The following is a 24,281-nucleotide window of genomic DNA, read 5'->3' on the forward strand; positions in this document are numbered from 1 at the left end:
AATTATATAATGCAATATACATTAATACGACCAATAGAAAAATCAAAAACAAACAAAGACCACAAATACAATGTAATAATTATTATATATTGTATAAACTATATATATTATATAAAAAAGTACTAAAAAAATATTTCATCTAGAAAAAATAGATAATGTCTCATACTCAAATATTTGTATTTTTATAGGTATATTTAATAGTAAAATAGCGATTTTTAGCTTTATTAAAGACTTTCTCTTAACTTCGGTAAATTTTGATTTACCGAAGTTAAGTAGAAAAATATAATTTTACCAGGTATCAAAATTTATGATTTTTAAAAATTAGCGATTTTAAAGGTAATAAAAAAATCGGATGATTAATTTATCATCCGATTTCAAACAAAGGTCTTATATCGCGAAATTCTTTTTAAAAAAATTTTTCTTGCGTTTTACTATAAAATTAATAAAATTCATTGATTTATTTTAGATCGATTTTCAAAATTAACAGCTATATCTCTTAATTTTTTATATAAATAATTTTCCTTTAATAAATTTTCATGAGCATCAAATGAGGTTATCTTACTGTTTTCTATTACCGCTATTAAATCACAAATATCTATGATATTAAATTTATGAGAAATTATAATTGCTGATTTATCTTTTAAATGTTCATTTAATATATCCAGCAGTTCTTTTTCATTAATTGCATCCAGGTTGGTAAGCGGTTCATCAAGGATTACATATTTTTTATTTGAATACATAATTCTGGCTAATTGAATTCTATGTTTTTCACCACCAGAAATAAATTCACCATTGCTCCCTAACTTTCTATTTTCTAAATGTTTTAATTTTAATTTTTCGACTATTTCTTCATATCTTTTTTTATTCCATTCTCGACCTAAAATTATATTTTCCTTTAGTGATTTATTAAATATTTTTACATTTTGTTCATAATAATCCAATTCGTTAAATATTTCTTCATGAGTTAAATTCCTTATGTCTTTTCTATTTAAGTATATTTCTCCTTCATATTCTTTTTCAAATCCTAATAAGATGTTTATCAGTGTTGATTTTCCTTCTCCAGATAAACCAACTATTCCTATTATTTTATTTTTAGGGAATACAATATTTATATTTTTCAATATTTTTCTTCCATTTATTTTGTAGTTTACATTTTTTAATGTGTAAAAATTATCTTCAGATAATAACTCCATATATTTTTTATCTTTTCCTTTGTTTTCTTTTGTTTTACTATAAAATTTATTTATTTCATTAATAGTTACATCACCTTCTAAAAATGCTTTAGAGAAGTATCTAAAGAATTCAAATGGTTGTTTTATATAAGAATAATAAGTCAATAATACCCATATCTGACCTATTTCCATATTTCCTTTTAAAACCAGATATGCAGAATAAACTATAATAAACACTTTTGTAAATGCTTCCGGAATTTCAGAAAGCAAAATATTCAATTTCACTCTTATATATTCTGATTTTAAAAAATAATCTGTTGTAATTTTATTCTTTTCCTGATATTCTCTTGAAAGTTTTTTAACGAAATTTCCGGAAAGTACCTGTATGATATTATTAAACGATTCATTTAGAAAGGAATTTATTTTCCTTACTTCATTCATTCCTTTTTCTATATATGGTCTTGTCAATTTATTCATGTTTTTTGAAAACAAATAAACTGCCACACCATTTAATAAAAATACTATAAATATTATTTTGCTCCATAAAAATACTATTCCCATAATAAATATCATTCGTACTGTAAGTAAAATATTTTGGATAAACGAATAATCAAGTACTGCAAATGCGTTATTTAATTGTTCTCTAATTAATGTAGAATAATATGCTGCACCATTTCTGTTAAATTCTTTTATAGGTATACTAAAAGTTTTTTCAAATATATAGTTTCTCATTTCATCTGCTGCTTTGTATTTATTGTACAAATATATTTTATTTCCTATATAATCTAATATTATATTTAATGCAAATAATCCTATTAAAAGATATATATTATTTATATTTAGCGTTTGATTTGACAGATTATCGATTATTTTACCTATAATAACGGGCGTATATATATTTATGATTATTGGAAAGGAAAGAATTAGACCTCCAATAAGAGTTAAAATCAATCTTTTCCTGCTAATACATCTATAAAAATTTATTATTTCTTTTATCTTTTTCATGTATTCCACTCCTTAATCTCTGTATTGTATTAATTAAGTTATACATTTTTTATTTTTCACAAAGTTTTTAGTGTATCTTTGGCGCTTTATAACACTTTTGACTATCAATTTATATCTCTAATATCTTTTTATCAAGAAAAAAACTCATCACTGAGCTTTTAAAGAATGTGAAGAATTTAAAGAATTTATTCTACACTATTTTGAGCTCAGTGATAAGGAAATGAAAGTTTTTGATGTGTTTTTAAGAAATTGCGTTCAATACAATATTAAATGGCCTATTACTCCTTATCCAAAAGATAATGTTCGTGATTTTGCAATTAAATATGGTTTAGGTTATAAGCGTGTTGCTCTTGGTTATTACTCTTTTGAAGATGATGAAAGAGCTTTGATTGATGAGATTATTGAGGGGTTTTTAATTAAAACCTCATACTGACTCTTTCACAATTTTCTTTACCTGGTTAAAAGTTTTATAATTTTTTAAATAAAATATAATTGCTGATATTCCCATAATACTGGACATAATTAAAAAAATACTTAAAATATCTGTTTTATTAGATATTATTGATACTATCAATCCTGCTAATGGAGCTGAACTTCTAGCTAAGAAACTTTTTAGTAAATTTATTCTTCCCAACATATTTTTAGGTGAATACGCCTGAATATAATAATTTAGTGGTATTGTCGAAAAAGGTCCAAAAAAACCAAAGAAAAAACTTATAAAAACTATGTATATAAATAAGTTATAGTTTTCAACTATAATTATTTGTGGAAGTACATATAAGGCATAAGTAATACTTAAAAATATAATGCTTACAACTATAGTATTAAGATTTTTAATCTTTTTTGATATTTTTGATATTATATAACTTCCTATTATTATTCCAGATAATGTTGATATTTCCATATAACTAATATAAATAGAATTTTGATTTAGAATATCTTTTACATATACAACTTGTAATATATAAAATGGAGTTATACATAAGTTTACAATAAAAGCCATTAAAATACTTGGAAATATTATTTTATTTTTTCTTATATAATTCAAAGTATCAAAAATCAAAAATTTATTTTTTGAAATATTTTTTTCAAATATTTCATTTATCCTGATGTAGGCTAATAATACTGAAGAAATAAAAAAAGTCAAGCTATTAATAATAAAAGCTATAAACATATTAAAATATGATGATATAAGTCCTCCAAATAATAACCCTGATATATCAACTATAGAAATTAATAAATTTGAAAAAGATATTGCTTCCATTAAATTATTTTTTTCAACCACTAAAGGTATCAAAGCTTTATTCGCTGGTTTAACAATAGTTCCTAAAGAACTGCTTAATATGGAAAAAAGAAAAATATAAGAAACATTTATGGTTTTAGTTAACAATAAAATAGCTGTAAAAAATACAATGATTCCACGTAATAGATTTCCTGAAATAACAATTTTCTTTTTTGAATAAAAATCGATGAAATTACTCCCTAATATAGTAAAAATTATCTGAGGAATAAAATTTATTGCAAATAAAATCCCCATTATGCTTGTTGAATTTGTAACTTCGTATACCATCCATGGATAAACAATTTTGTCAATTGAATCTCCGAATCTGTTAATTGAATCAGAAATAATTATTAAAACATAATTTTTATTATTTAACACTTCTTTTGACATTTTTCACTCTCCAATTTTTTCATCACTGTTAAAAAATAACTTTTTCTTTTCCAATATCTTGAAGCAAGCCGCGTAATCACCCCTTGGAAGATTTGGAGAAAAAATAAGAAAATGATATCATAAAAATGAAAAGAAGAAAGGGGTGTTTTAAATGAGAAAAAGAAAAAAATATGATCCTAATTTTAAGTTATCTGTTGTTAAAGAATATCTTTCCAGTGATTCTTTAACTCAAGCTGATATCTGTGAGAAATATTCTATTTCTTTTTCTGCTTTCACTAAATGGGTTAAAAAATATGAAGATTCTGGTTATGACGATAATGTTTTTAATTCTAAAAAAGGTAGAACTAAATCTATTATTTCTGATATTTCTAAATCATGCTGTGCAAGCAGTATGATTTTTTATTTAAAATAATATTTTATCTTTTATTTTTGCGAAGCATGCGATTTTTTTATTTATGAATCTGCCGGCATTGTTAGAAATGATTCGGATAATTCTAATGATTCTGCTGTTTTAAAAAAGAAATTTGAATATTATGAACGTCTTCTTGAGAAAGAGCTTCTTCTTAAAATGCAAGAAGATGAGATTAAACTTTTGAAAAAAAAACAACTGTGGAAAGTAACTTTTATTGGTAATTTTTTAATTGTTTTTAAGTATAGAAATTTTGGTGTTGCTACTTCTTTTTTACTTAAAAATTATAATATTAGTCCCAGTACTTTTTATTATAATTCCAGATTGTTTTTTGTTGTTAAAAGAAATAGAAAATCCCATTTTAAAGGTTTTTCTCTTAATACTAAAGGTGAAAAGGTTTCTGATGTGTTTATTCCTGTTTTAAGTATTATTGATGCTTTTGATAGGTCTATTGTTGGTGTTTATATTGGTCATTCTATTAAAGCTAAAGATTTTATTAATACCTTACAAAAAGCTATTGATTTTAGAGGAGCTATTCCTGATAATCTTATTATCAGAACAGATAACGGACCACAATTCAAGGCTAAATTTACTGCTGCTCTTATAGAAGAGTTAAATATTACTCATGAATTTGGTTACAAGAATATTCACTGCTTCGCAGGAATAAGGTTTATGGCTTTATTTTATTTTTATGGTTTTTCTAAACTCGCTTTTCTTCGAAAAGCTGTTTATGTTCAAAGAGAATTTGTTGAATCTATTGAATTTAATAATATTGAGGATGTTTATAATTACTATATTTCATATATCTATTTTTACAATAATCTCAGACCTCATGGTTCTTTGAAATATTTTACTCCTGATTTTGTATTTAATCTTTTTAATCACAAACTTAATAATAATGTTTCGTGTTTTTAGCTACTTCTCTTGTTTCAATTTATTGTTTCTTTTATGCTTTTTATTTTTCATCTCTTTACATGTCTAAAAAAGCCTTTATTTTCTATACCATACTTTGAAGATAATTTTACAATAGTTTTTTCTACCATGTTCCAATATTCATTATTTTTACATGTTGCTATTATTTTATTTGTATTTTCTTCACCTACTAACTCAATGAGACGCTTTTTGAATAAAGGTAGATTTATTCCTCTTAGATTAAGAGCTTCAGCCATAATAAAATCTACATTATCCTTTATATTATAAAATATTTTTTCTAAGTCTGTTATATATGGAATTATCGGTCCTATAAAGGCATAACATTTTATACCATTTTGTTTTAGTTTTCTTAATGCATCAAAACGCTTTTCAATAGAACTTGCATGGGGTTCAAGTATTTTAGATACCTCACTATTATTTATTCCACAACTAATGCCAACTTCACAATTCGTGAATCTCTTAAAAATATCAATGTCCCTTAAAACCAACACAGATTTTGTAAGAATTGAAATATTGATGTCAAAGTCTGCCATAGCTTTAAGACATCTACGAGTTAATTGAAGTTTCTTTTCAATAGGTTGATAGCTGTCAGTTACACTTCCCATTAATACCCTTTCATATTTTTTTATTTTTTTTATATCCTTTTTTAATACATTTATTGCATTTGATTTATAATCAACAAAATATCCCCACTCTTCATTAGTATGACCTGTGAATCGTTTCATAAAACGTGCATAACAATATACACACCCGTGAGTACACCCAACATAAATATTACAACAATAATCTGTTTCAGGTAGCTTACTTTTTGTAATTATACTTTTACAAAGTATTTCTGCCATTAAAAATTCTCTCCTTTTTTCAAACTGAGGATATTATTTATATTAACCCCAATAGTAAATAATGGATCTATAAAAGTAATATCATTTAATAATTTATTTTCTTTAAAATATTTTACGGCAATATGTATTTCTGTACAACCAGCAATAACTAAATTAGTTCTAAATTCATTTTTCATATTTTCAATGTTAATCATTAATTCATCTAATAAAACAGGATCTTTCCCAACTTTTTTAATTTCATATATAAGGGAATGAATTTTTCTCTGTTGTTCCAATGAAGGAATAATTACATTTTTGCCATTAATAATACCGGATTTATAAGTACCGAGTGTTGCTAATAAAACAGCTGATTTATTATGTTTTTTCAGCTCCCTCTTAATAATGTCTATAAGATTAACTGTTTTTTCTTGTATCTCCGGCGGAAGCAATTTAAAATAAAAATGAAAAGTTATGCAAGCTATTACTATTATATCAATTTCGAAATATAATAGTTTATTAATAATAGAATTTACTGAATCAGGTAATGAATCGCAACAATTATGTAAAATAGAAGATGTACGATCATGGATATTAGTGTCAGAAACACATATAATTCTTGGAGCTTGTTGATCGGAAATATATGGTCTATTAAATTTATAAATCGTATCCATAAATTCAAGTGAAGAAAATGCTCCCATGCCACCAATAATCCCTATTAAAGGTTGTTTTATATCCATTCAAATCCCTCACTATTTATATAGTTTTGTTAAATAAATATTAAATTATATTATTCATATTCGAAATGTTAAATTTTACACTGCTATCGTTTATCTTATTAATGAGAAAAAATAATAGAGTTGCTCCACTAAACGCAAATAATCCATACATATAAAGAAAAGTTTTATCCATTTTTAAATTTAACAAATAACCACCTATTGAAGATGAAATTGGTAAAGCTAAAAATAGACGTAATTTGCCTATAGATAAGTATTTTCCTGTATTATTACTACTACAATTATCAACGATGAGAAGCGTTGCACCAGGAGAAATAAGAATTTCTCCAATTGTAAAAACTATGAATATAATAATTAAACCTACTGAATTATGAATTAATGCTAAAAAAATAAAAGAGATACCTACTAAAAGTTGTCCTAAAATTGCGGATTTTGTATAAGTAATAAATTTACTAAATTTAGATAACGGAATCTGCAAAAGGATAACCAACCATGTATTTAGTAATATAATAAAACTATATAAATATTCAGCATTATGATAATATATATTTAAATATAACGGTAATGTAGTTTCAATGGAATATGTTGCTACCGTTGACAGGGTAAAAGCCATAATTAAAAGCAAAAATTTATAATCTTTAAAAATTTTTATAATACCCCATATTTCATCTAAAAATGTATCTAAAATTTTACCATTTTTTATTTGATTAATGTCATTTCCCTTAAAAAAGGCGATTATTGATATAACATAAATTATATTTAATAATGCAAGAATACTAAAAGTAATAATATGATATTTAATAAATATCTTAACAGCAAGAATAGGTGCAATACTAGCAGATATATTTAAGATCACACGTATAATAGCAAATACTTCTGCGCGATTTTTTGAATTTGTATTTCTCATTATAAGAACACTCTCACATGGATAACTAATTCCCGATAAAAAACCTATAGTAGATAGCAAAATACTATACATAATATAATTATTTATAAATGCCAAACAAAAATAAATACATGAAGCGCCAGTTAAACAAATTACCATCACCTTTTCTGGACGAACACGATCCGCCAATCCGCCTCCAATAAGTATACCACTAATATTTGATATTGAACGATAAGATATCATAAATCCTATTTGACTAACATTAAATGTTCCTGACAAATAAAAAGAAAGAAAAGGCAGAAAAGAATAATACACGATATTATTTGTTATCTGTCCTAACAAAATAACCTGCATATTTCTATTGATATTTTTAAAATATTTTTTCATAATATATAATTAACAAACATATGAATATGTTTGTATTATAGATACCCCCCTTCTTTTTTTAGTCCAACTAGCTCCTCCTCCGTAATTAATATATTCCATTCCCGTCTCAATCGCATATTTAATGAGTGCATGATATGCAACTAAAAAATATGATTTATATTTGTCTAATTCATAATTTCTTCCAAATGTATGAGCATACAAAATTTTATTATATTTAATATATAATACATAAGATATTATGTTTTTGTCTTTCCAACATGAAATAATACCAGAATTATTAGGGAATTTATCGGAAATATGTTTGGCAAAATTCGATATTTTAGAAGGATCTACTTTAGCACCATATTTAGCGAAAACATTTGAAGACATTTTACCTATTAAATCAAGATCATATTCTTTAATAGGTAGATTTTTTACATATAATTTATTTTTTATAAAAGTGTTTGTTTCTGAATTATAAGATTTTCTTGTATTTTTACTTAAGCTTTTTTTATAATTTTCAAAAGAAGTAAATTTTCCTGTATTAAGGATACCAAGTAATTTATGAGATTTAATTGTTACATAATTTTTATTAAAAGTATAACCTTTAAATGGATCATCATTTTCAAAAAAGTATCCAAACACAAGATTTTCACAATTAAATTTTTCTTTTAATAATGCTTTAAGAATTGAAATTATAGAATCCCAATCATGTTCTTTTTTATTAAATAAAATTGGACACCCCAAACCAAATAAAGTTGCACAGTATGCAATAGGTTTATTCGTTTTTATACCAAGCGCTTCATTTATTATACGATGTGGATCCACTGGTGGATAATCACTCTGTTTGTTAAATATAATAACTGGAAAAAGTGCAATGGGTTTTTTATTATAAAATAATTCTATATAAACCGGAATATCCCCCAACCGCTGTTGACTATCAACTAACCATTCTTTTGTTCTATATAATGCAGATGGAGTAGATTGGTTGAGTTTAAAAAAAGATGATTCTACTTTAAATATATCTAATTTTACATTAGCATAATACATTAAAATTCCTCCCTTGATATAATCATGATTAATATAAGTTAAAATCGTGAACTTATTAAATTTGTTTTATAATTTGTATAATAAGAGAGAATAGCTATAATAATTGCAAAAAATGCTCCAAATAAAAAATTTGCATTAACTCCTTTTAATAAATAAATAATACCCCACAAAATTATACCTATCAGGTGTCCAAATCCTTCAGCAATTAACATATCCTTTTTAGTATTATTATTTTTTTTATATACTAAACTGTGCAGCATATACACAGTTCCACCTCCAAGTCCTGTCATAAACCAGGCTATAATTGTAAAAAATAGAACGTTTGTCATATATAATATAATAAGAGAAAATGCTGCCAATATATGTCCTATAATAAACCAATTCCATGCTGGTTTTATTATTTTCTCATAAGCATTATAAGCTGCCCAGCCCAAATAAAAAATAAGGCCTGTTATCTCTATTGGTAAAATATTTTTTTGAAAGAAAAATATTGGAATTGAATAGGCATACACAAAATAATGCGTATGATGCAGAGCCATAAGCAAATATATTATGGAATTTTCTTTATTATTTATTTTATTAATTTTTAATCTTTTTGTTGTTTCCAATTCAGTAGTCAACAAACAAATCACTGATGTTAAAATAACACATAATAAATAAATTAAACTATTATAAAAAGGAGATAATATAAATCCTATTGCTCGTCCAATAATTTTAACTTTTTTACTACTATATTCTGATATATTACTTCTAATTTTCATAAAAATGAAAGAAAAGAAAAAATAAAATATTGGAATAGTACTAAATTTAATTAAACCTATTGAAATTATTATAATTAGTATGGAAAATATATCATTATATTCTATATCAATAAATTCATGAATTAATTCACCTATTTTAAATAAAATCAAACACAACCATATCTCAACAAAATTTATCTTTGAAAACATCAAATATTCAATAACTATATGTAGTTGTGTATAAAAAAACAACATCGAAGATATAAAATATAATATATCAGGCAGATGCGATCTTACTTTGAATTTAAAATGATTTATTTTATTATCCATATTTATATATTCCTCCACTTTATTTTACAAAATTAAATAAATTATTAAAAATATTAAAATTATAAATATTTTATAAACGATTTTAAATTTTCATTTTATGTTTAGAAATAATCTCATCAATTATCTTTTTAACACCAAAACGCCATGGATCTGTAGTAACAATATTTAGTTCTTTTTGAACGCTATTAATATAGATAATAGCCTCTTCGTGGGATAATAGGTGTGTATCGAGGGATATTCCAATTACGCGAGCATAATTAGTTCCTTTTTTCCAGGATGATGCATATTCATATATTTTTACTAATTCATTTAAAGGAGGAATTAACCATTGATTATATCCTTTAATATATTTTCGTCCTACTTGATGACATAACACTAAATAATCTGGTTCTGCACCATGCAATAACGCTAATGATATATTACCGTGTGTAATTGTCCCTTGTCCCTCAACAAATACATAATCATGATTTTCAGCTAAGTACTGAATATATTTTGAAATAGTTCCAATTGTAAAATCACTTATTGTTGCATCTACAGGAATTCCATCACCAACTATCATCATTCCTGTGTGCCCTGTCATAGCAATAGTGGACTTCAAACCTCTATTTAATGCTGATTTATTTAATTCAATTGTTGTAATCATTTTTCCAACCGAACAATCACTTCCAACAGTTAAAATTACATTTGTACCTGCTCTACGAGGATTATATCTATTATAATAAATCTTATCTTTACTAATTTTACGTATATCAATAATTTTGCTTCCACTTAAACGAGCTAATTCGCAAAATTCAGGATCTTCGCTCAGGAAATAATGCAAACCACTAACAACATTCAAACCCATACTTAAAGCTTCTTTAACATGATTCCGCATTATTTCTGGAAATTCCCCACCTGGAGGAGATATTCCAATAAATAAAGCTTTGATTTTTTTATTTATTTTGAATGCTTCTTTTATATTACTAACAAACGGAATTTTCTTATGAGTCCCTAAAACATCATCGGAAAATTTTCCTTTATTTTTGGAATCTATTATTGCAACAACATCATATTTACTATATTTTATAAGTGCTATTGTTGTTTTACAATATTTTATATCGGCATGATCTTCTAAAAGGATACAAATTTTCTCCATCTATGTTCCTCCTTATTAGCAAAACTAATCGACTATTGATCTTTTATTTCTCCACCAAAATAATCCAAATAATAAACAATACGTTTTTCATAATAAATTACTTCATGTCCCGAAAACCTTAAAAGATCCCCTTTATATTTGTTTATATACTGAAATTTTCCAATCCGAAGATTATTAATACCTCTAAATGGATAGTTTTCATTAAGTTGTATTAATGCAGTTTTTAAAAAAATGAAAATTTCATTTCTAAACTTTGAATTTTCTAGAGTGTATCCATAATAGTTCATACACCATACAGGAGAATTTTTATAATATACAACCTCCTGCCCAGTAAATGGGTCAATTCCAAAATATCTATCTCGATATAAAAATTCTTTATCTTGATATTTAAACTCATAACTACGATCATCATTAATTATTTCATCCCCATCTTTTGAGCTAGCATAAGTATGCTGTTTCGCATTAAAAATAAATTTTTTTAAATTGGTTAGTTCATTCATTTTATTTTTCACCTCTTAAATCTATATAATATATTTTCGTGGTTTATAGTTTTCTAAAATTTCTTTTGTAAAAATATTACACATATGAGTTTTATTTCTCCATTCCATAGCTTTTTCATTTTTCAAAATATCTTCAATATATTCATCGGGTACTTTACCCAAGATATATTTATCATTGTTTGGCACCATATTTTTATCAAGAGCCCAAAAACAAGCTATTACTGTTCCATTCGGTAAAATACCTATAGATCTCTTAACTGCTCTGCATTCTAATGTATAAGCTTCATGATTTGGTAAAAGATATTGAAACTTAATTTCTACTTTTCCATTTTTGGATATATTTTTTATATAATCAACAATTTCACAATATTGAACATGCGTTGGAGTTAGAAATTCATAAAATTGTCCTCGTCCTGAAGGGAAAAAACGAAGAATACTCCATTCGTCTACATTGTTTTCCTGAATCCAATTATATAATGAATAAATTTTTTTCAATGAAATATTTGCATTCGTGAGAACTGTTTGAACCCCCACACGAATGCCTTGTTTTTTTAATTTTTTTATCGCATATTCAGCATATTCATGATATCCAATCGGTCTTAAATTATATGGTTTAAACGGTAAATAATCTACAGTAATTTCAACATCATGTACAGTATTTTTTAAAATTTTAACAATTTCATCTGTAATAAAAGCACCTGAAACACTAATTCCAATATTTTCTTTACCAAGTTTTTTTGACGCATATTGAATAACTTTTATGTTCATAGGATCAATTAATAATTCCCCACCAGAAAAATCAATACGGTAATTTCCTTTACTCAATTGGTCAATAACTGCTATTTTTTGTTTAAAATTAAGTTCTTCTGTATCATAAGAAAAATCCGGTTTTTCTTCTTTATTAATTAGACTAAATGGTCGAATACATTTTGCATCAACACAACAAAATTGACAATTCCACACACAATACTTTGTTAAATTCCAAATAATACTTTTTTGTTTTATAATTTTATTATTATTATTATTATTATTTAATTTATCTTCCATTTTAATTTCCTCCATTTTTATCTTAAATAGTATCTTTCGAAATTCTGAAAGTATATTGTTTACAGAGTTTTCATAATACTCTTAAAAAGTGGGGCCTCGCTGGTGTATAATATAATTGAGTTAAATATTTATTTAATATAGTTATTAAAACTATATTTTTTTAACATGGTGGTTAAACCATGAGCAAGAAGCCTAAACAATTTTATCTTGATTTTGTTTATTCTGAATATATGAAATCTCACTCCACTTATGCTTATATCCTTGCTCTCTTTTGATTTTATTAATTGGTCTATTGTTCCTCAAATAAAAATCCAGGTGTCGGTAGAACTGATTGTTTTTCTTTTTATATATTTTTTACTTTTTCTTTAACTTATTTTCTCCTATTTTTGAAGCCCCTAATTTTTCTCCTTTTACTTTATTCAGCCGGCTGAAAAAATTTAAATTTTTGATATAATATCTACGTAGATATAAAATAGAAAATAGATTCTATCTAACTACTCAGAAAATTCAATTTGGATTTGAGGATTGGTTGAATGTGTGGCATAATCTTTATTATTATCACCTGCAAATACCATTGTTGAAAATATTACTATTCCTATGATTATTAATATAGTGATTTTTTTCATATTTTCCACCTCCATTTTTGATTTTACCATTTCTAACATGGTTTTCAAGTCATTTTTCGGCTTCTGTAAATATGTTTATTTCAATATTTCAGAAGGTGCCAAAACAACTTTTAAAAAATCGCTTATTTTATTAGTATTTTTAATATTTTATTACATAATTTAAATTAATATTTTATGATAATTAGAGTATTATTTGAATTTTTCTACTAATATAGTCCGTAATTTAATTGTAATAAATTAGCGCTGTAAATAAAAAAATACGATATGGTAAAAGTTATTTTAAGAAGGTGATATTTTGAATGAGTATAAATTAAAAGATATTATTTTCATAGTTCAATATGGTTCATTTTCAAGAACTATAATTAATTATTTACTGGATATACTCAAAGAGGAAAGTGTAAAATACTATTTATTACTATTAAAATCAATATGGGATTCAAAATATAGAAATGCTTTTAAATATGCTGATAAAGTTATTTCAACAACAACAACAACAACAATATTGAGAGAGCTTGCAAGATTTGAAAAGATATGGATATTGTCTTTAAAAAAGAAGAAAAACAATATGATTGAAGAAATTAATATACTCAAAAACAATTTACCTTCTCTTCCAGATTATGCAAGGAATCTAATAATTCCAGGATTAAATCTTTTAATTGAAAGGTTGGAAATAAATGAAAATCTGAGAATTTATAGTCAAAAATACAAAGAATATAAAAATCAACAATCAATAATAAAATATTCAGAAGCAAGAAAAGAAATAAAAAAAGAAAATTACAACAAAGCATATTATTTATTTATAGAAGGATATTTTCTTGCAAAAGACTTTCCACATCCAACTATGATGTGTAATGGTTTAAATGGTGCAGCATGGTGGATAAAAAAAGTAGATAAAAAGAAGGCTTTGATTGCTGCTGAGTTATTGGAGTATTATATTGGTTACTATTTTGAGGATTTAAATTATATTTATAACTGGTTTGATACTATTTTTGAAGTAAAAAAGATTAATAATGATATGCGTATTTCTGAAATATGTAATATAGTAAATGAACTAAAAAAGATTTTTCCTGAAGTAAATCTCGATAAGAAGTTTAATAGAAGCTTTTATTCAAAAGAATTTGAAAAAGAAATAAAGAAGAATTTTAAAGAAAATACTATTAAATTTAGAAAACAAAAAGAAGTAAATATCCCAATATTATTCTTCTCAGCATATACAGCATTAATAGAAAAACCATTTTTTACAAAGAGTCATATTTTGAAATTGACTTTTGAAGGAGATAAAAATAAGATTATTAAATTCTTCTCTGCTAATTATGAGAAGATGTATTTTTTTAATGTTATGATGGAGAATTTTCATGAGAAAATTCTCATAGATAATTTATTGAATAAAAATAATAATCCTCAGATTGCCGAAGGCTGTTTATTCTATTTAGCAAGAAAAAAACTCATCACTGAGCTTTTTAAGAAACCAAAGAACTTTAAGGAGTTTGTTTTTAATTATTTTAAGCTCAGTGATGAGGAAATGAAAGTTTTTGATGTGTTTTTAAGAAATTGCGTTCGATACGATATTAAATGGTCCATTACTCCTTATCCAAAAAGCAAGATTCGTGATTTTGCAATTAAATATGGTTTCGGTCAAAAACGCGTTGCTTTAGGATATTACTCATTTGAAGATGATGAAAGGTTTTTGATTGATGGGATTATTGAGGGGTTTTTAATTAAAACCTCATACTGATTCTTTCACAATTTTCTTTACCTGGTTAAAAGTTTTATAAATTTTTGGGACTATCCAAAATACTGTGTAAATTAATTATAGTTGGTTATAAGAGATTATTTATATTTAGGAATAAATATGATGTTTATTCTTAATAATTCAAGAAAATTCAATACTTTGTGAAATCAAAATATTAGAGTTATAATTTTTAATGAGATATTAAAAATTGTTTGAATAATTTTTTTAATAATCTTTTTGTTTTTTAAGAAGCTAATTTTTGAGTTTTCACTCCTTTTGCACAATTTAGTGCAATCTTTTAAGAAATATTCACTTTTCAAAGTTTAATATATACAGAATTTTGAATTTTCTTTTTAATCGTTTGTTCTGTAAATAGGCACTCTATCATCTCCAAAATATATTCTTAACTCATTTAATATTTGTCCCCAATCCCTAATTCTTGTAGTCCATTTTTCCGTTATTCTCATTGCTGCAAAATATATTGCTTTTATCAATGAGTCATCTGTTGGAAATACGCTTTTGTTTTTGGTTATTTTTCTAAATTGTCTATGAACATTTTCTATTGGATTGGTTGTGTATATCAGCCTTCTTATTGGTTCTGAATATTTAAAATAGGCTGATAATTTATCCCAATTATTTTTCCATATTTGTACTGCCAAGGGGTGAGTTTCGCCCCATTTTTTTTCGAAATCTTCAAGTGCAGCTTCAGCAGCTTCAAGACTTGGAGCTTGATATATAGGTTTTAAATCCTTAACAACAGCTTTTCTGTGCTTATGAGGGACATATTTAAATGTATTTCTCAATTGATGGACAATACACATTTGAACTTCAGTATTAGGGAAAGCGGTATGGATTGCATCAACAAAACCATTTAACCCATCAACAGAAGCGATTAAAATATCTTTAACACCTCTGACTTTTAAATCATTCAAGACATTCATCCAGAATCTTGAGGATTCAGTTTTTTCTATGTATATACCAAGGATATCCTTATATCCATCAAGATTAATACCTATGACGTTTATAGCCTTTCTTTTAACAACACCATCTTCTTTTACTGAATAAAATGAAGCGTCCAGATATACAATAGCATATATCTCTTCCAAAGGTCTATTTCTCCAATCATTTATTAAAGGCATTACAGAATTAGTAATCATACTGATTTTCTCTGGAGAAACTTCCACATCATATATTTCTTTAATATGGTCTCTAATATCCCTGACACTTAATCCTTTTGAATATAGCGATAATACCAAATCCTCAATAACAGAAATATGTCTCTGTCTCTTTTTAACAATTTGTGGTTCAAATTCTCCATTCCTATCCCTTGGAACTGTTAATTCCATCTCACCATTTTTAGTTATTACAGTTTTTTTAGAATAACCATTTCGATAATTATCGTTATCCTCAGGTTTTCTGGAATACTTTTCATATCCAAGTTCATAATCCATTTCTGCTTTCAACATTTCTTCAAGCATTATTTTTACAAGCTTTTTGCTTATATCCTCAACATCATTCCAATCCTTAATTCCATTTTCTTTTATATATTGTTTTATGAAATTCCTATCTACATTACCAAGAATCTGTTCATTTTCCTCTTTTCTTTTTCTCGGCATTACTATCCCCCCATGTAACCTTTTTTTCAAAATCCCCTTTCTCTTTCACCACACTTCTGGGCTTCCTTTTTTCACATATTCATTCTTTTTATTTTTTTATTTTTTTATTTACACACTTTTTATTATACTACCATCATTTATAATAATGTTTCCTGAAGTTGGTTTCAATAATTTTAAAATCTGTCTTATTAATGTTGTTTTTCCTGCTCCATTTGGACCAATTAATCCAATAATTTCATTTGTTTTTAAACTAAAATTTATATTATTATTTGCTCTTACTCCATTTGGATATGTTTTGCTTATTTTTTCTACTTTTAATAATTCTTCCATTTGTTATACCTCCAGAGGATAATTGCTTAATAATATAAATTTTTATCAGTAAGCTTTTCTAATTCACCTTTTTCGATTTTTAGTTTCTCATCACATATCTCTAATGTTGATTTCCTATGTGTTATTAAAACTATTATTTTTCCTTCTTTTTTTAACTTTTTTAAAATTTCATGTATTATTTCCTCATTTTTCGCATCCATTGCAGATGTAAATTCATCAAGTAAGATAATCTGAGGTTCTGATATTAATGCTCTTGCTATTGCTATCATTTGCTTTTGACCACCAGATAAATTTATATTCTGCACTTTTTCCTCTATTCCATTTTCAAATTTTGATATTATTTTTTCCAGATCAGTTATTTTCAAAATTTCCTCAAATTTCTCTTTTGAAATCTTTCTTCCCATCAATATATTTTCTTTAATACTACAATTTTTAAATAATACGGGTTCTTGTTCCACATATCCAATATGTTTTCTTAATATATTACTTTCTATTGTTTCTTTATCATTTAATTTTATTTTTCCTTTTTTCGGTATATATAGACCTGTTATTACATTAAATAAAGTTGTCTTTCCTACTCCATTCTCTCCTGTTATACATATTATTTTTCCTTTTTGTAGGTTTAAATTTACTGTTTCAAGTATTTTTTCATTATTAAAACCATATTCGATATTTTCCAGTTGAATTGAATTAATATTTTCTATTTTTTTCTCTTCAACCTTTTCTTCTTCATATTTTGTTATATCAACTATTCTCTTTATCCCACCCCATGAGCTTCTAAGTACCATATTTACCTTCATTAATAATTGCAAAGGTGACATCAATGTTTGAATAAATGTCCAAAAAGCTATTAATGTTCCAAGAGTTATTTCATTTTTTATAATTAAATATCCTCCATATCCAAATACTCCAACTGTTATTAATCCATTTATGGAATTACCTATTGCTCCGGATAATTTTATAAATTTTATAAACTTTTTCCCAACATTATAATGGTTATATAATATAGTATCCATCATTTCTTCTGTCCAACTATACACATTCATTACTTTTATTGTTTTTATATTATTTATAATATCTACTAATAAATTTGTAATTTCTCCAAATTTTTCTCTTTCAATAATTGAGATATGTTCTGCTTTTTTATTTATGATCTTCAAAATTAAAAGGGATATTATTGTTAAAATTATTGGCACCATTGCTAGTTTCCAATTTAAATAAAACATCATTCCTATTATTCCTGCAATTTGTAATATCGATAATACAAAAACTGGAAACACCTGAGAAACTACAACTCCAACCATTTCAAGATCTGACATTAATTTTGATATTAACTCACCTGAATTAATTTTCATAAAAAATTCATATGGTAATTTTGTTAATTTTATTATAATTTCTTTTCTTATATCACGTTTGGCTATTAATGCATTCATCTCAAATATTATTTCACCTAAATAACTTATCACAGAAGTTGCAATCAATACTCCTATCATTATAAATATATATTTAAAGAGAATTTGAAAATTTTTTTCTGGTATTACAACATCTATCATATATTTAATCAGCATTGGAAAAACCAATGCTGATATTGCCATCAAACCAATAAATAAAATAGCTATTATTTGTCTTTTCCAATATCTTTTAAATATTTTGAATAAAAAATTATATATTTCTTTTTTTTCTAATTTGTTGTCATCTCTTCTTTTTTCCATATAAATAATTCACCTTCTTTCTTTTCTGAATAATTTAAACATCTTGGATCATGTTTGTTTATATCTCCATAATATTTATATGCAACTGCTCTGCAGCCACCATTACAGGTACTAAATTTATCACACTGAATACATTCTTTTAAATCTAAATTATATCTAAATCTATTCGCTTTTTCGGAAAACCATATATCTTTTATAGATTTTTCGAATATATTTCCATAACTGAATGCCGATTTATTTATTCCTTCTACTACATCACACAATATAACTTCCCCATCAGAACATATTTGCATTGCAACTTTTGCACCGCCACAGGTTATATTTTTTGCAAATTTTTGTAATCCATATGTAATTTTGATACTTCCATTGTATATTTTTTCATATTTTTCTTTTAACGATATTGCATATTTTATTTCATTTTCTGTCAATGTTTGGGATAAAATTCCTCTTCCAATTGGAAGTATAGGAACTACTCTAATTTCTTCAACACCTAAAAAAGGTAATTTCTGAAATAAAATTTCTAAATCATTTAAGTTTTCCTTAGATAAAGTTATTCGCCCCCTGGTTTTTATATTAAACACATTGCACCAATAAAAAGCTTCTATAACTTTGTTAAAATCTTCTTTCTTTAAACCTGTTATTCTGGACCATTTTTCTGGTTCCCATGCATCTATACTTATTTGAATGTTTCTTAAACCCGCATCAACTAATTCTATAATTTTTTCTTTTGATAGAATTGTTCCTTTTGTTGAAACTTCATAATTTATTCTTTTTTTCTCCAAAAAATTAATAATTTTAGCTAATCCAGAATGAGCTATAGGATCACCGCCTGATAAAGATACATATTCTACTTTTCCTAATTCTTCAGCTTCTTCAATAATTGAAATAACTTTTTCGGTTGGTAAATATTTTTTAGTATTATTTGAATTGAAATTACCAAAACAATAATTACAATTTAAAGGACAATAATCCGTTAAAGAAAAACCTATACTATTAATTTTATGTGGAATAATAATAGGACTATCAATTTCAGGAATAAAAAGATATTCATTCTCAGTATATTTCGACAATCTTTTATGTAATTTTTGAGGTAAAAAATTTATTATATTAATTTTATTAAATTTGTCTATTAAAATATGTAAATCATTTTTTACTATATCAATCGAAACTTCATATAAATTTGATATCTTTTCACTAATATCTTCAAAAGTTTTAGTTCCGTCACACAACGATAAAAATAAAGCTTCTGTTTGACTTAAAAATATCAGATTACTTCCACCCACACGCTTTAAAATAGCGCCTTTATTAGTTTTTATTAAATTTACTTTTGGGGATAATAATAATATTTTATTTTTCATTTTGTTCCTCCTTACTTGATAATTTTTAAAATACGTTTCCCATCTTGTTTTATGATGGGAAACGTTTAACTATATTTACTAATAATTATGTAGTTACCATATAACTCCGCATACTACTATAGCAGATTGACAAAAAGAACATTCAACAACAGGTTCTATTTTACTATTAATAAAATAATAACCTTTTAACATTTTAACCACTCTCCTTTAAATTTATATATAATCATGGTGATTTACCACGTTACCCAACAAACAACAATAGCTCCTTGACAAAAAGAGCATTCAGCAACAGGTTCCATCTTATTGTTAATAAAATAATAACCTTTTAGCATTTTATAACCTCCTTATATTTCCTTCTATTTTATATTTTTCTGGCGCCAGAACAAAACAGCCGGCTGAAAAGATTTAAATTTTTGATATAATATCTACGTAGATATAAAATAGAAAATAGATTCTATCTAACTACTCAGAAAATTCAATTTGGATTTGAGGATTAGTTGAATCTGTAGCATATTCATCATCATTATCTCCTGCAAATATTATTGTTGAAAATATTACTATTCCTATGATTATTAATATAGTGATTTTTTTCATATTTTTCACCCCTGGTTTTGATTTTACCATTTCTAACATGACTTTCAAGTGTTTTTTCAAAAATAAAAATCCGTTATTTATCAATATTAGAAACTTCTATATTTTTCACAAAGTTGTAAATTATCAATGGTTACTTAATTGTAATTTTTTCTATTTTTCTTTTTTTATGCCTCTTTTAAACTTTTTATTTTTTTTATTTTATCATTTTATTCCGCAAAAATATTTGTGAAAAAGTTTTTTATTTTTTATTTTTAAAATTTTGTATCATTTTTATTTCTGTTTATTTTCACAAAATTCAAATCATTGAGGTGATTGTTTGACAATGAAAGATATATCCTTTAAAATACTTATCGATATTATAAAATATGGATACTATTCAACACCAATTATTAATTATATTTATAAAAACAATACAGAAGACGATTTAAAATATTATATTCTATTATTAAAATCAAAATGGAAAAAAGATTTTAAATCTGCAATATTTTATGCAAATAAGGTTATTGCAACAACAACAACAACAACAATATTAAGAGAACTTGCAAGATTTGAACTCATATCTCTTTATGTGAAAAATAAAGAATTTGAACCTGCTAAAAAACAGTGTGAATGTTTAAGAAATAACTTTAAGAATATTTCTGAATATGCCAGGAATTTAATGATTCCTGGTTTAAAATTATTGAATACAAAATATAATATCCTCGATAAGGATTTTAAAGTGTATTCTGATAATTATGAAGAAAATAATGTAGATAAGGCTATTTTAAAATATTCTCAGGCAAGAGAATACATTAAGAATGAAGAATATAATAAAGCATATGAATTATTTATAGATGGTTATTTTCTTGCAAAAGACTTTCCACATCCAACAATGATGTGTAATGGCTTAAATGGTGCTGCATGGTGGATGAGAAATGAAGATGAAAAGAAGGCTTTAATTGCTGCTGATTTATTGGAGTATTATATTGGTTATTATTTTGAAGATTTATCTAAAATATATAACTGGTTTGATACTATTTTTGAAGTTAGAAGAATTAACAAGGATATAAAAATTTTTGAATGTTGTGATGTTATGAATGCGATTTATCATAATAATTCAGAAATTTCTATTGATTTAAAATTTATGAAATTTTTATTTTCCCCAGTTACTTATTATAAAATTGATAATTCATTATTTCAGTATATGAAAAATGTTTTGAATTTGAATGATATAAAAAAATATATGACTATACAAAGTGTTACTTTAAATAAATTGATAAGAAAATATCATCTTATTTTTTCCAGTAACCAACCGTATGAAATAAATAATGAAATATTCAAAAGGCAAATAAAGAATTTATTTGAAAAAAATAAAGAAGTATTTTTAAAAAAGACAATTGATCTTTCTGTATTATTTTTAGCTACATATATATCCTATATAAATAAACCCAAATATTCAAAATTACCTCTATTGAAATTAATATTTAAAGATGATAAAAATAAGATTATTAAATTCTTCTCTGCTAATTATGAGAAGATGTATTTTTTTAATGTTATGATGGAGAATTTTCATGAGAAAATTCTCATAGATAATTTACTGAATAAAAATAATAATCCTCAGACTGCCGAAGGCTGTTTATTCTATTTAGCAAGAAAAAAACTCATCACTGAGCTTTTTAAGAAACCAAAGAACTTTAAGGAGTTTGTTTTTAATTATTTTAAGCTCAGTGATGAGGAAATGAAAGTTTTTGATGTGTTTTTAAGAAATTGCGTTCGATACGATATTAAATGGTCCATTACTCCTTATCCAAAAAGCAAGATTCGTGATTTTGCAATTAAATATGGTCTTGGTCAAAAAAGAATTGCTTTAGGTTATTACTCTTTTGAAGATGACGAAAGAATTTTGATTGATGAGATTATTGATAAATTCTTATAACAAAATCCCTATAAATAGGGATTTTATTATATCTATTAAATTTTCTCAATTATATAATCCTCTGTATATGGTAAAATAAATTGGTTCTTTCCAAGGTTACTTGATATTTACAATTTTCCATCCCTTTTCTTTTGTAAATTCTATAAGTGTAATTTTTTCTTCTTTGGCCAATGAAATTAGATTTTCTTCAAATCCGCTTTTTGATACCAAAATAAAATTATCCACACTTATTTTAGATTTTTCTGTTTTGAATTTTAGGTTATAAAAATCTTTTATATTCATCTTCCTATTTCTCCATTTTATTTCTGCAGCATATATTTTATTTTCAAAATCCTTTCCAAGCATATCTATTTCAATATTTTTATTCCAATAATTACCTGCTTCAGCAAGATTAAATTTTTCTTTCAAAAATATTATGCTTTGTTTTTCAAACTCAAAAGAAACATATTGCGTCAAATCATTTTTTATAATTTCAATAACATTGGAATAATCATTTAAATCAACACTATCTTTATGTGGGAAAATGTATCTATACCAGAAATTAAATAATTGATCATCGATTTTATATATAAAGTTCTTTATTCTATGTGGATTTTTAGTAAAAGCAGGATATTCCCTTTTTACTATTTTTAAAAGCTGCAATGATTTTAAATAAGGCTGTATCCTTCTTGAATCGGTTTCACCAATAAATGAGGTTATTTCGTTAATTCTTGTTTTTCCACTGGCGACTGCTTCAAGAATTGATTGATAAATAGATGTTTCTCTTAATTCCTGTGTTAAAATAAAATATGGCTCTTCTTTTAAGGGTGCCCCAAGAGTTAAAAATAAATTTTCTATGTTTTTTAATATATCTAATTGACTATTCCACAATTGAAGATAATATGGAATTCCACCAATAATGGAATAAATTGTCATTAATGAATGATAATCATTATCTGGAATAAATAAATTAATATCTTTAAAGGCTATGGGATTTAATTTTAGATTTCCTGTTTTTCTACCATATAATGGATTATTATAACTTAAAATACCTTCCATAAAACTTATGCTCGAACCACATAGGATTAATTTCATTTTTGATGATTCAAACTCATCAATTAATAATTGTAATATAGAAAGTATTTCCTGATTTTTTTCAACTAAATATTGAAATTCATCAAGAACCATGATTATACTTTCTCTATTTGAATATTCGAATAAAACCCTAAAAGCATCTTCCCAATTTTCAAAAGATATTTTTCCAAATTTCAAAAATTCTCCAACTTTATTGGAAAATGTTTTTAATTGCTCTTTTGGAGAAATTTTTCTAGCTGTATAATATAATGTGTTTTTATTTTTTGTAACTTCTTTTAATAAAAAACTCTTTCCTATTCTTCGACGACCATATAATACAAATACCTCTTTTTTATTTGAATTTAATATCTTTTCAAAAAATTCTCTTTCTTCAAATCTGTCTATAAAAATAATATCACCTCACAATTAATTATACTAAACTAGATTAGTATAATTTAAATTAGTATAATAACACTTATAATTATATCATAAAAATCTAAATAAAAAAACAAGCTGAAAAATCTCAGCTTGTTTTTATTCTGACA

Annotated in this window: 22 protein-coding genes; 5 read left to right on the plus strand and 17 right to left on the minus strand. The window is 24.9% G+C overall.

From position 1 onward, the window contains the following. Nucleotides 1–449: 449 nt before the first annotated feature. The gene (locus LN42_RS01245; protein ID WP_075780148.1) at nt 450–2,177 is read right to left on the minus strand and encodes an ABC transporter ATP-binding protein; all 1,728 of its coding nucleotides are present in this window, start codon (nt 2,175–2,177) and stop codon (nt 450–452) included. A gap of 220 nt (nt 2,178–2,397) precedes the next feature. Between LN42_RS01245 and LN42_RS01250 the strand changes: the two genes are divergently transcribed. Then, nucleotides 2,398–2,610, plus strand: a complete 213-nt coding sequence (locus LN42_RS01250) for a hypothetical protein (RefSeq protein ID WP_232223911.1) — start codon at nt 2,398–2,400, stop codon at nt 2,608–2,610. Here LN42_RS01250 and LN42_RS01255 read toward each other — a convergent pair. Beyond that, nucleotides 2,602–3,849: an MFS transporter gene (locus tag LN42_RS01255; protein WP_075780149.1), complete on the minus strand. Its 1,248-nt coding sequence runs from the start codon at nt 3,847–3,849 to the stop codon at nt 2,602–2,604. The two genes, LN42_RS01250 and LN42_RS01255, sit on opposite strands and share 9 nt — an antisense overlap. A 151-nt stretch (nt 3,850–4,000) precedes the next feature. Between LN42_RS01255 and LN42_RS01260 the strand changes: the two genes are divergently transcribed. Next, nucleotides 4,001–4,261 carry a transposase gene (locus LN42_RS01260; protein ID WP_075780150.1) on the plus strand — a complete coding sequence of 87 codons (261 nt, stop codon included), beginning with the start codon at nt 4,001–4,003 and terminating at the stop codon, nt 4,259–4,261. Between the two features lie 180 nt (nt 4,262–4,441). Further along, on the plus strand, nt 4,442–5,173 hold the full coding sequence (locus LN42_RS01265) for a DDE-type integrase/transposase/recombinase (RefSeq protein WP_175418058.1): 732 nt from the start codon (nt 4,442–4,444) through the stop codon (nt 5,171–5,173). 47 nt (nt 5,174–5,220) lie between these two features. On the opposite strand, the gene LN42_RS01270 is transcribed toward LN42_RS01265, so the two are convergent. From LN42_RS01270 to LN42_RS11145, 9 genes are all read right to left on the minus strand, one after another. Next, the gene (locus tag LN42_RS01270) at nt 5,221–6,033 is read right to left on the minus strand and encodes a radical SAM protein (protein ID WP_075780151.1); all 813 of its coding nucleotides are present in this window, start codon (nt 6,031–6,033) and stop codon (nt 5,221–5,223) included. After that, nucleotides 6,033–6,749: an aspartate/glutamate racemase family protein gene (locus LN42_RS01275; RefSeq protein ID WP_075780152.1), complete on the minus strand. Its 717-nt coding sequence runs from the start codon at nt 6,747–6,749 to the stop codon at nt 6,033–6,035. Before LN42_RS01275 ends, LN42_RS01270 begins: the two co-directional genes overlap by 1 nt. Before the next feature lie 40 nt (nt 6,750–6,789). Then, nucleotides 6,790–7,974, minus strand: a complete 1,185-nt coding sequence (locus LN42_RS01280; protein ID WP_175418059.1) for an MFS transporter — start codon at nt 7,972–7,974, stop codon at nt 6,790–6,792. Nucleotides 7,975–8,028: 54 nt separating this feature from the next. After that, a complete protein-coding gene (locus tag LN42_RS01285; RefSeq protein WP_075780154.1) occupies nt 8,029–9,048 on the minus strand; it encodes a peptidogalycan biosysnthesis protein in 1,020 nt (339 codons plus the stop codon). 38 nt (nt 9,049–9,086) lie between these two features. Next, the gene (locus LN42_RS01290; RefSeq protein ID WP_075780155.1) at nt 9,087–10,118 is read right to left on the minus strand and encodes a hypothetical protein; all 1,032 of its coding nucleotides are present in this window, start codon (nt 10,116–10,118) and stop codon (nt 9,087–9,089) included. Nucleotides 10,119–10,200: 82 nt separating this feature from the next. Further along, a complete protein-coding gene (locus LN42_RS01295) occupies nt 10,201–11,253 on the minus strand; it encodes a DUF1611 domain-containing protein (RefSeq protein ID WP_075780156.1) in 1,053 nt (350 codons plus the stop codon). Nucleotides 11,254–11,285: 32 nt separating this feature from the next. After that, entirely contained in the window at nt 11,286–11,753 is a 468-nt protein-coding gene (locus LN42_RS01300) for a DUF5680 domain-containing protein (protein ID WP_075780157.1), read from the minus strand. A gap of 21 nt (nt 11,754–11,774) precedes the next feature. After that, nucleotides 11,775–12,800 carry a radical SAM protein gene (locus tag LN42_RS01305; RefSeq protein WP_075780158.1) on the minus strand — a complete coding sequence of 342 codons (1,026 nt, stop codon included), beginning with the start codon at nt 12,798–12,800 and terminating at the stop codon, nt 11,775–11,777. A gap of 494 nt (nt 12,801–13,294) precedes the next feature. Continuing rightward, nucleotides 13,295–13,426 carry a hypothetical protein gene (locus tag LN42_RS11145; RefSeq protein ID WP_255370589.1) on the minus strand — a complete coding sequence of 44 codons (132 nt, stop codon included), beginning with the start codon at nt 13,424–13,426 and terminating at the stop codon, nt 13,295–13,297. A 295-nt stretch (nt 13,427–13,721) separates the two neighbouring features. Between LN42_RS11145 and LN42_RS01310 the strand changes: the two genes are divergently transcribed. Beyond that, complete coding sequence (locus LN42_RS01310) at nt 13,722–15,161, plus strand: hypothetical protein (RefSeq protein ID WP_075780159.1); 1,440 nt, start codon at nt 13,722–13,724, stop codon at nt 15,159–15,161. 350 nt (nt 15,162–15,511) lie between these two features. Here LN42_RS01310 and LN42_RS01315 read toward each other — a convergent pair whose 3' ends face one another. The 5 genes from LN42_RS01315 to LN42_RS11155 all read right to left on the minus strand — a co-directional run bounded on the left by LN42_RS01315 (nt 15,512) and on the right by LN42_RS11155 (nt 20,768). After that, nucleotides 15,512–16,774 (minus strand): IS256 family transposase, encoded by a 1,263-nt coding sequence (locus tag LN42_RS01315; protein ID WP_075780160.1) that lies wholly within the window; start codon nt 16,772–16,774, stop codon nt 15,512–15,514. Between the two features lie 108 nt (nt 16,775–16,882). After that, nucleotides 16,883–17,104, minus strand: a complete 222-nt coding sequence (locus LN42_RS11150; RefSeq protein ID WP_075780161.1) for an ATP-binding cassette domain-containing protein — start codon at nt 17,102–17,104, stop codon at nt 16,883–16,885. Nucleotides 17,105–17,130: 26 nt separating this feature from the next. Beyond that, nucleotides 17,131–18,816 (minus strand): ABC transporter ATP-binding protein, encoded by a 1,686-nt coding sequence (locus LN42_RS01325; RefSeq protein WP_014295735.1) that lies wholly within the window; start codon nt 18,814–18,816, stop codon nt 17,131–17,133. Then, entirely contained in the window at nt 18,786–20,174 is a 1,389-nt protein-coding gene (locus LN42_RS01330) for a radical SAM/SPASM domain-containing protein (RefSeq protein WP_014295736.1), read from the minus strand. Before LN42_RS01330 ends, LN42_RS01325 begins: the two co-directional genes overlap by 31 nt. A 462-nt stretch (nt 20,175–20,636) precedes the next feature. Further along, on the minus strand, nt 20,637–20,768 hold the full coding sequence (locus LN42_RS11155; protein ID WP_014295738.1) for a hypothetical protein: 132 nt from the start codon (nt 20,766–20,768) through the stop codon (nt 20,637–20,639). Between the two features lie 322 nt (nt 20,769–21,090). Between LN42_RS11155 and LN42_RS01335 the strand changes: the two genes are divergently transcribed. Next, nucleotides 21,091–22,683 carry a hypothetical protein gene (locus tag LN42_RS01335; protein ID WP_232223922.1) on the plus strand — a complete coding sequence of 531 codons (1,593 nt, stop codon included), beginning with the start codon at nt 21,091–21,093 and terminating at the stop codon, nt 22,681–22,683. Nucleotides 22,684–22,779: 96 nt separating this feature from the next. Here LN42_RS01335 and LN42_RS01340 read toward each other — a convergent pair whose 3' ends face one another. Then, nucleotides 22,780–24,150, minus strand: a complete 1,371-nt coding sequence (locus LN42_RS01340) for an ATP-binding protein (protein WP_337998606.1) — start codon at nt 24,148–24,150, stop codon at nt 22,780–22,782. Between the last annotated feature and the right edge of the window lie 131 nt (nt 24,151–24,281).

This window comes from Marinitoga sp. 1137 (genome assembly GCF_001941525.1).
In the GTDB taxonomy this organism is placed as follows: Bacteria; Thermotogota; Thermotogae; order Petrotogales; family Petrotogaceae; genus Marinitoga; species Marinitoga piezophila.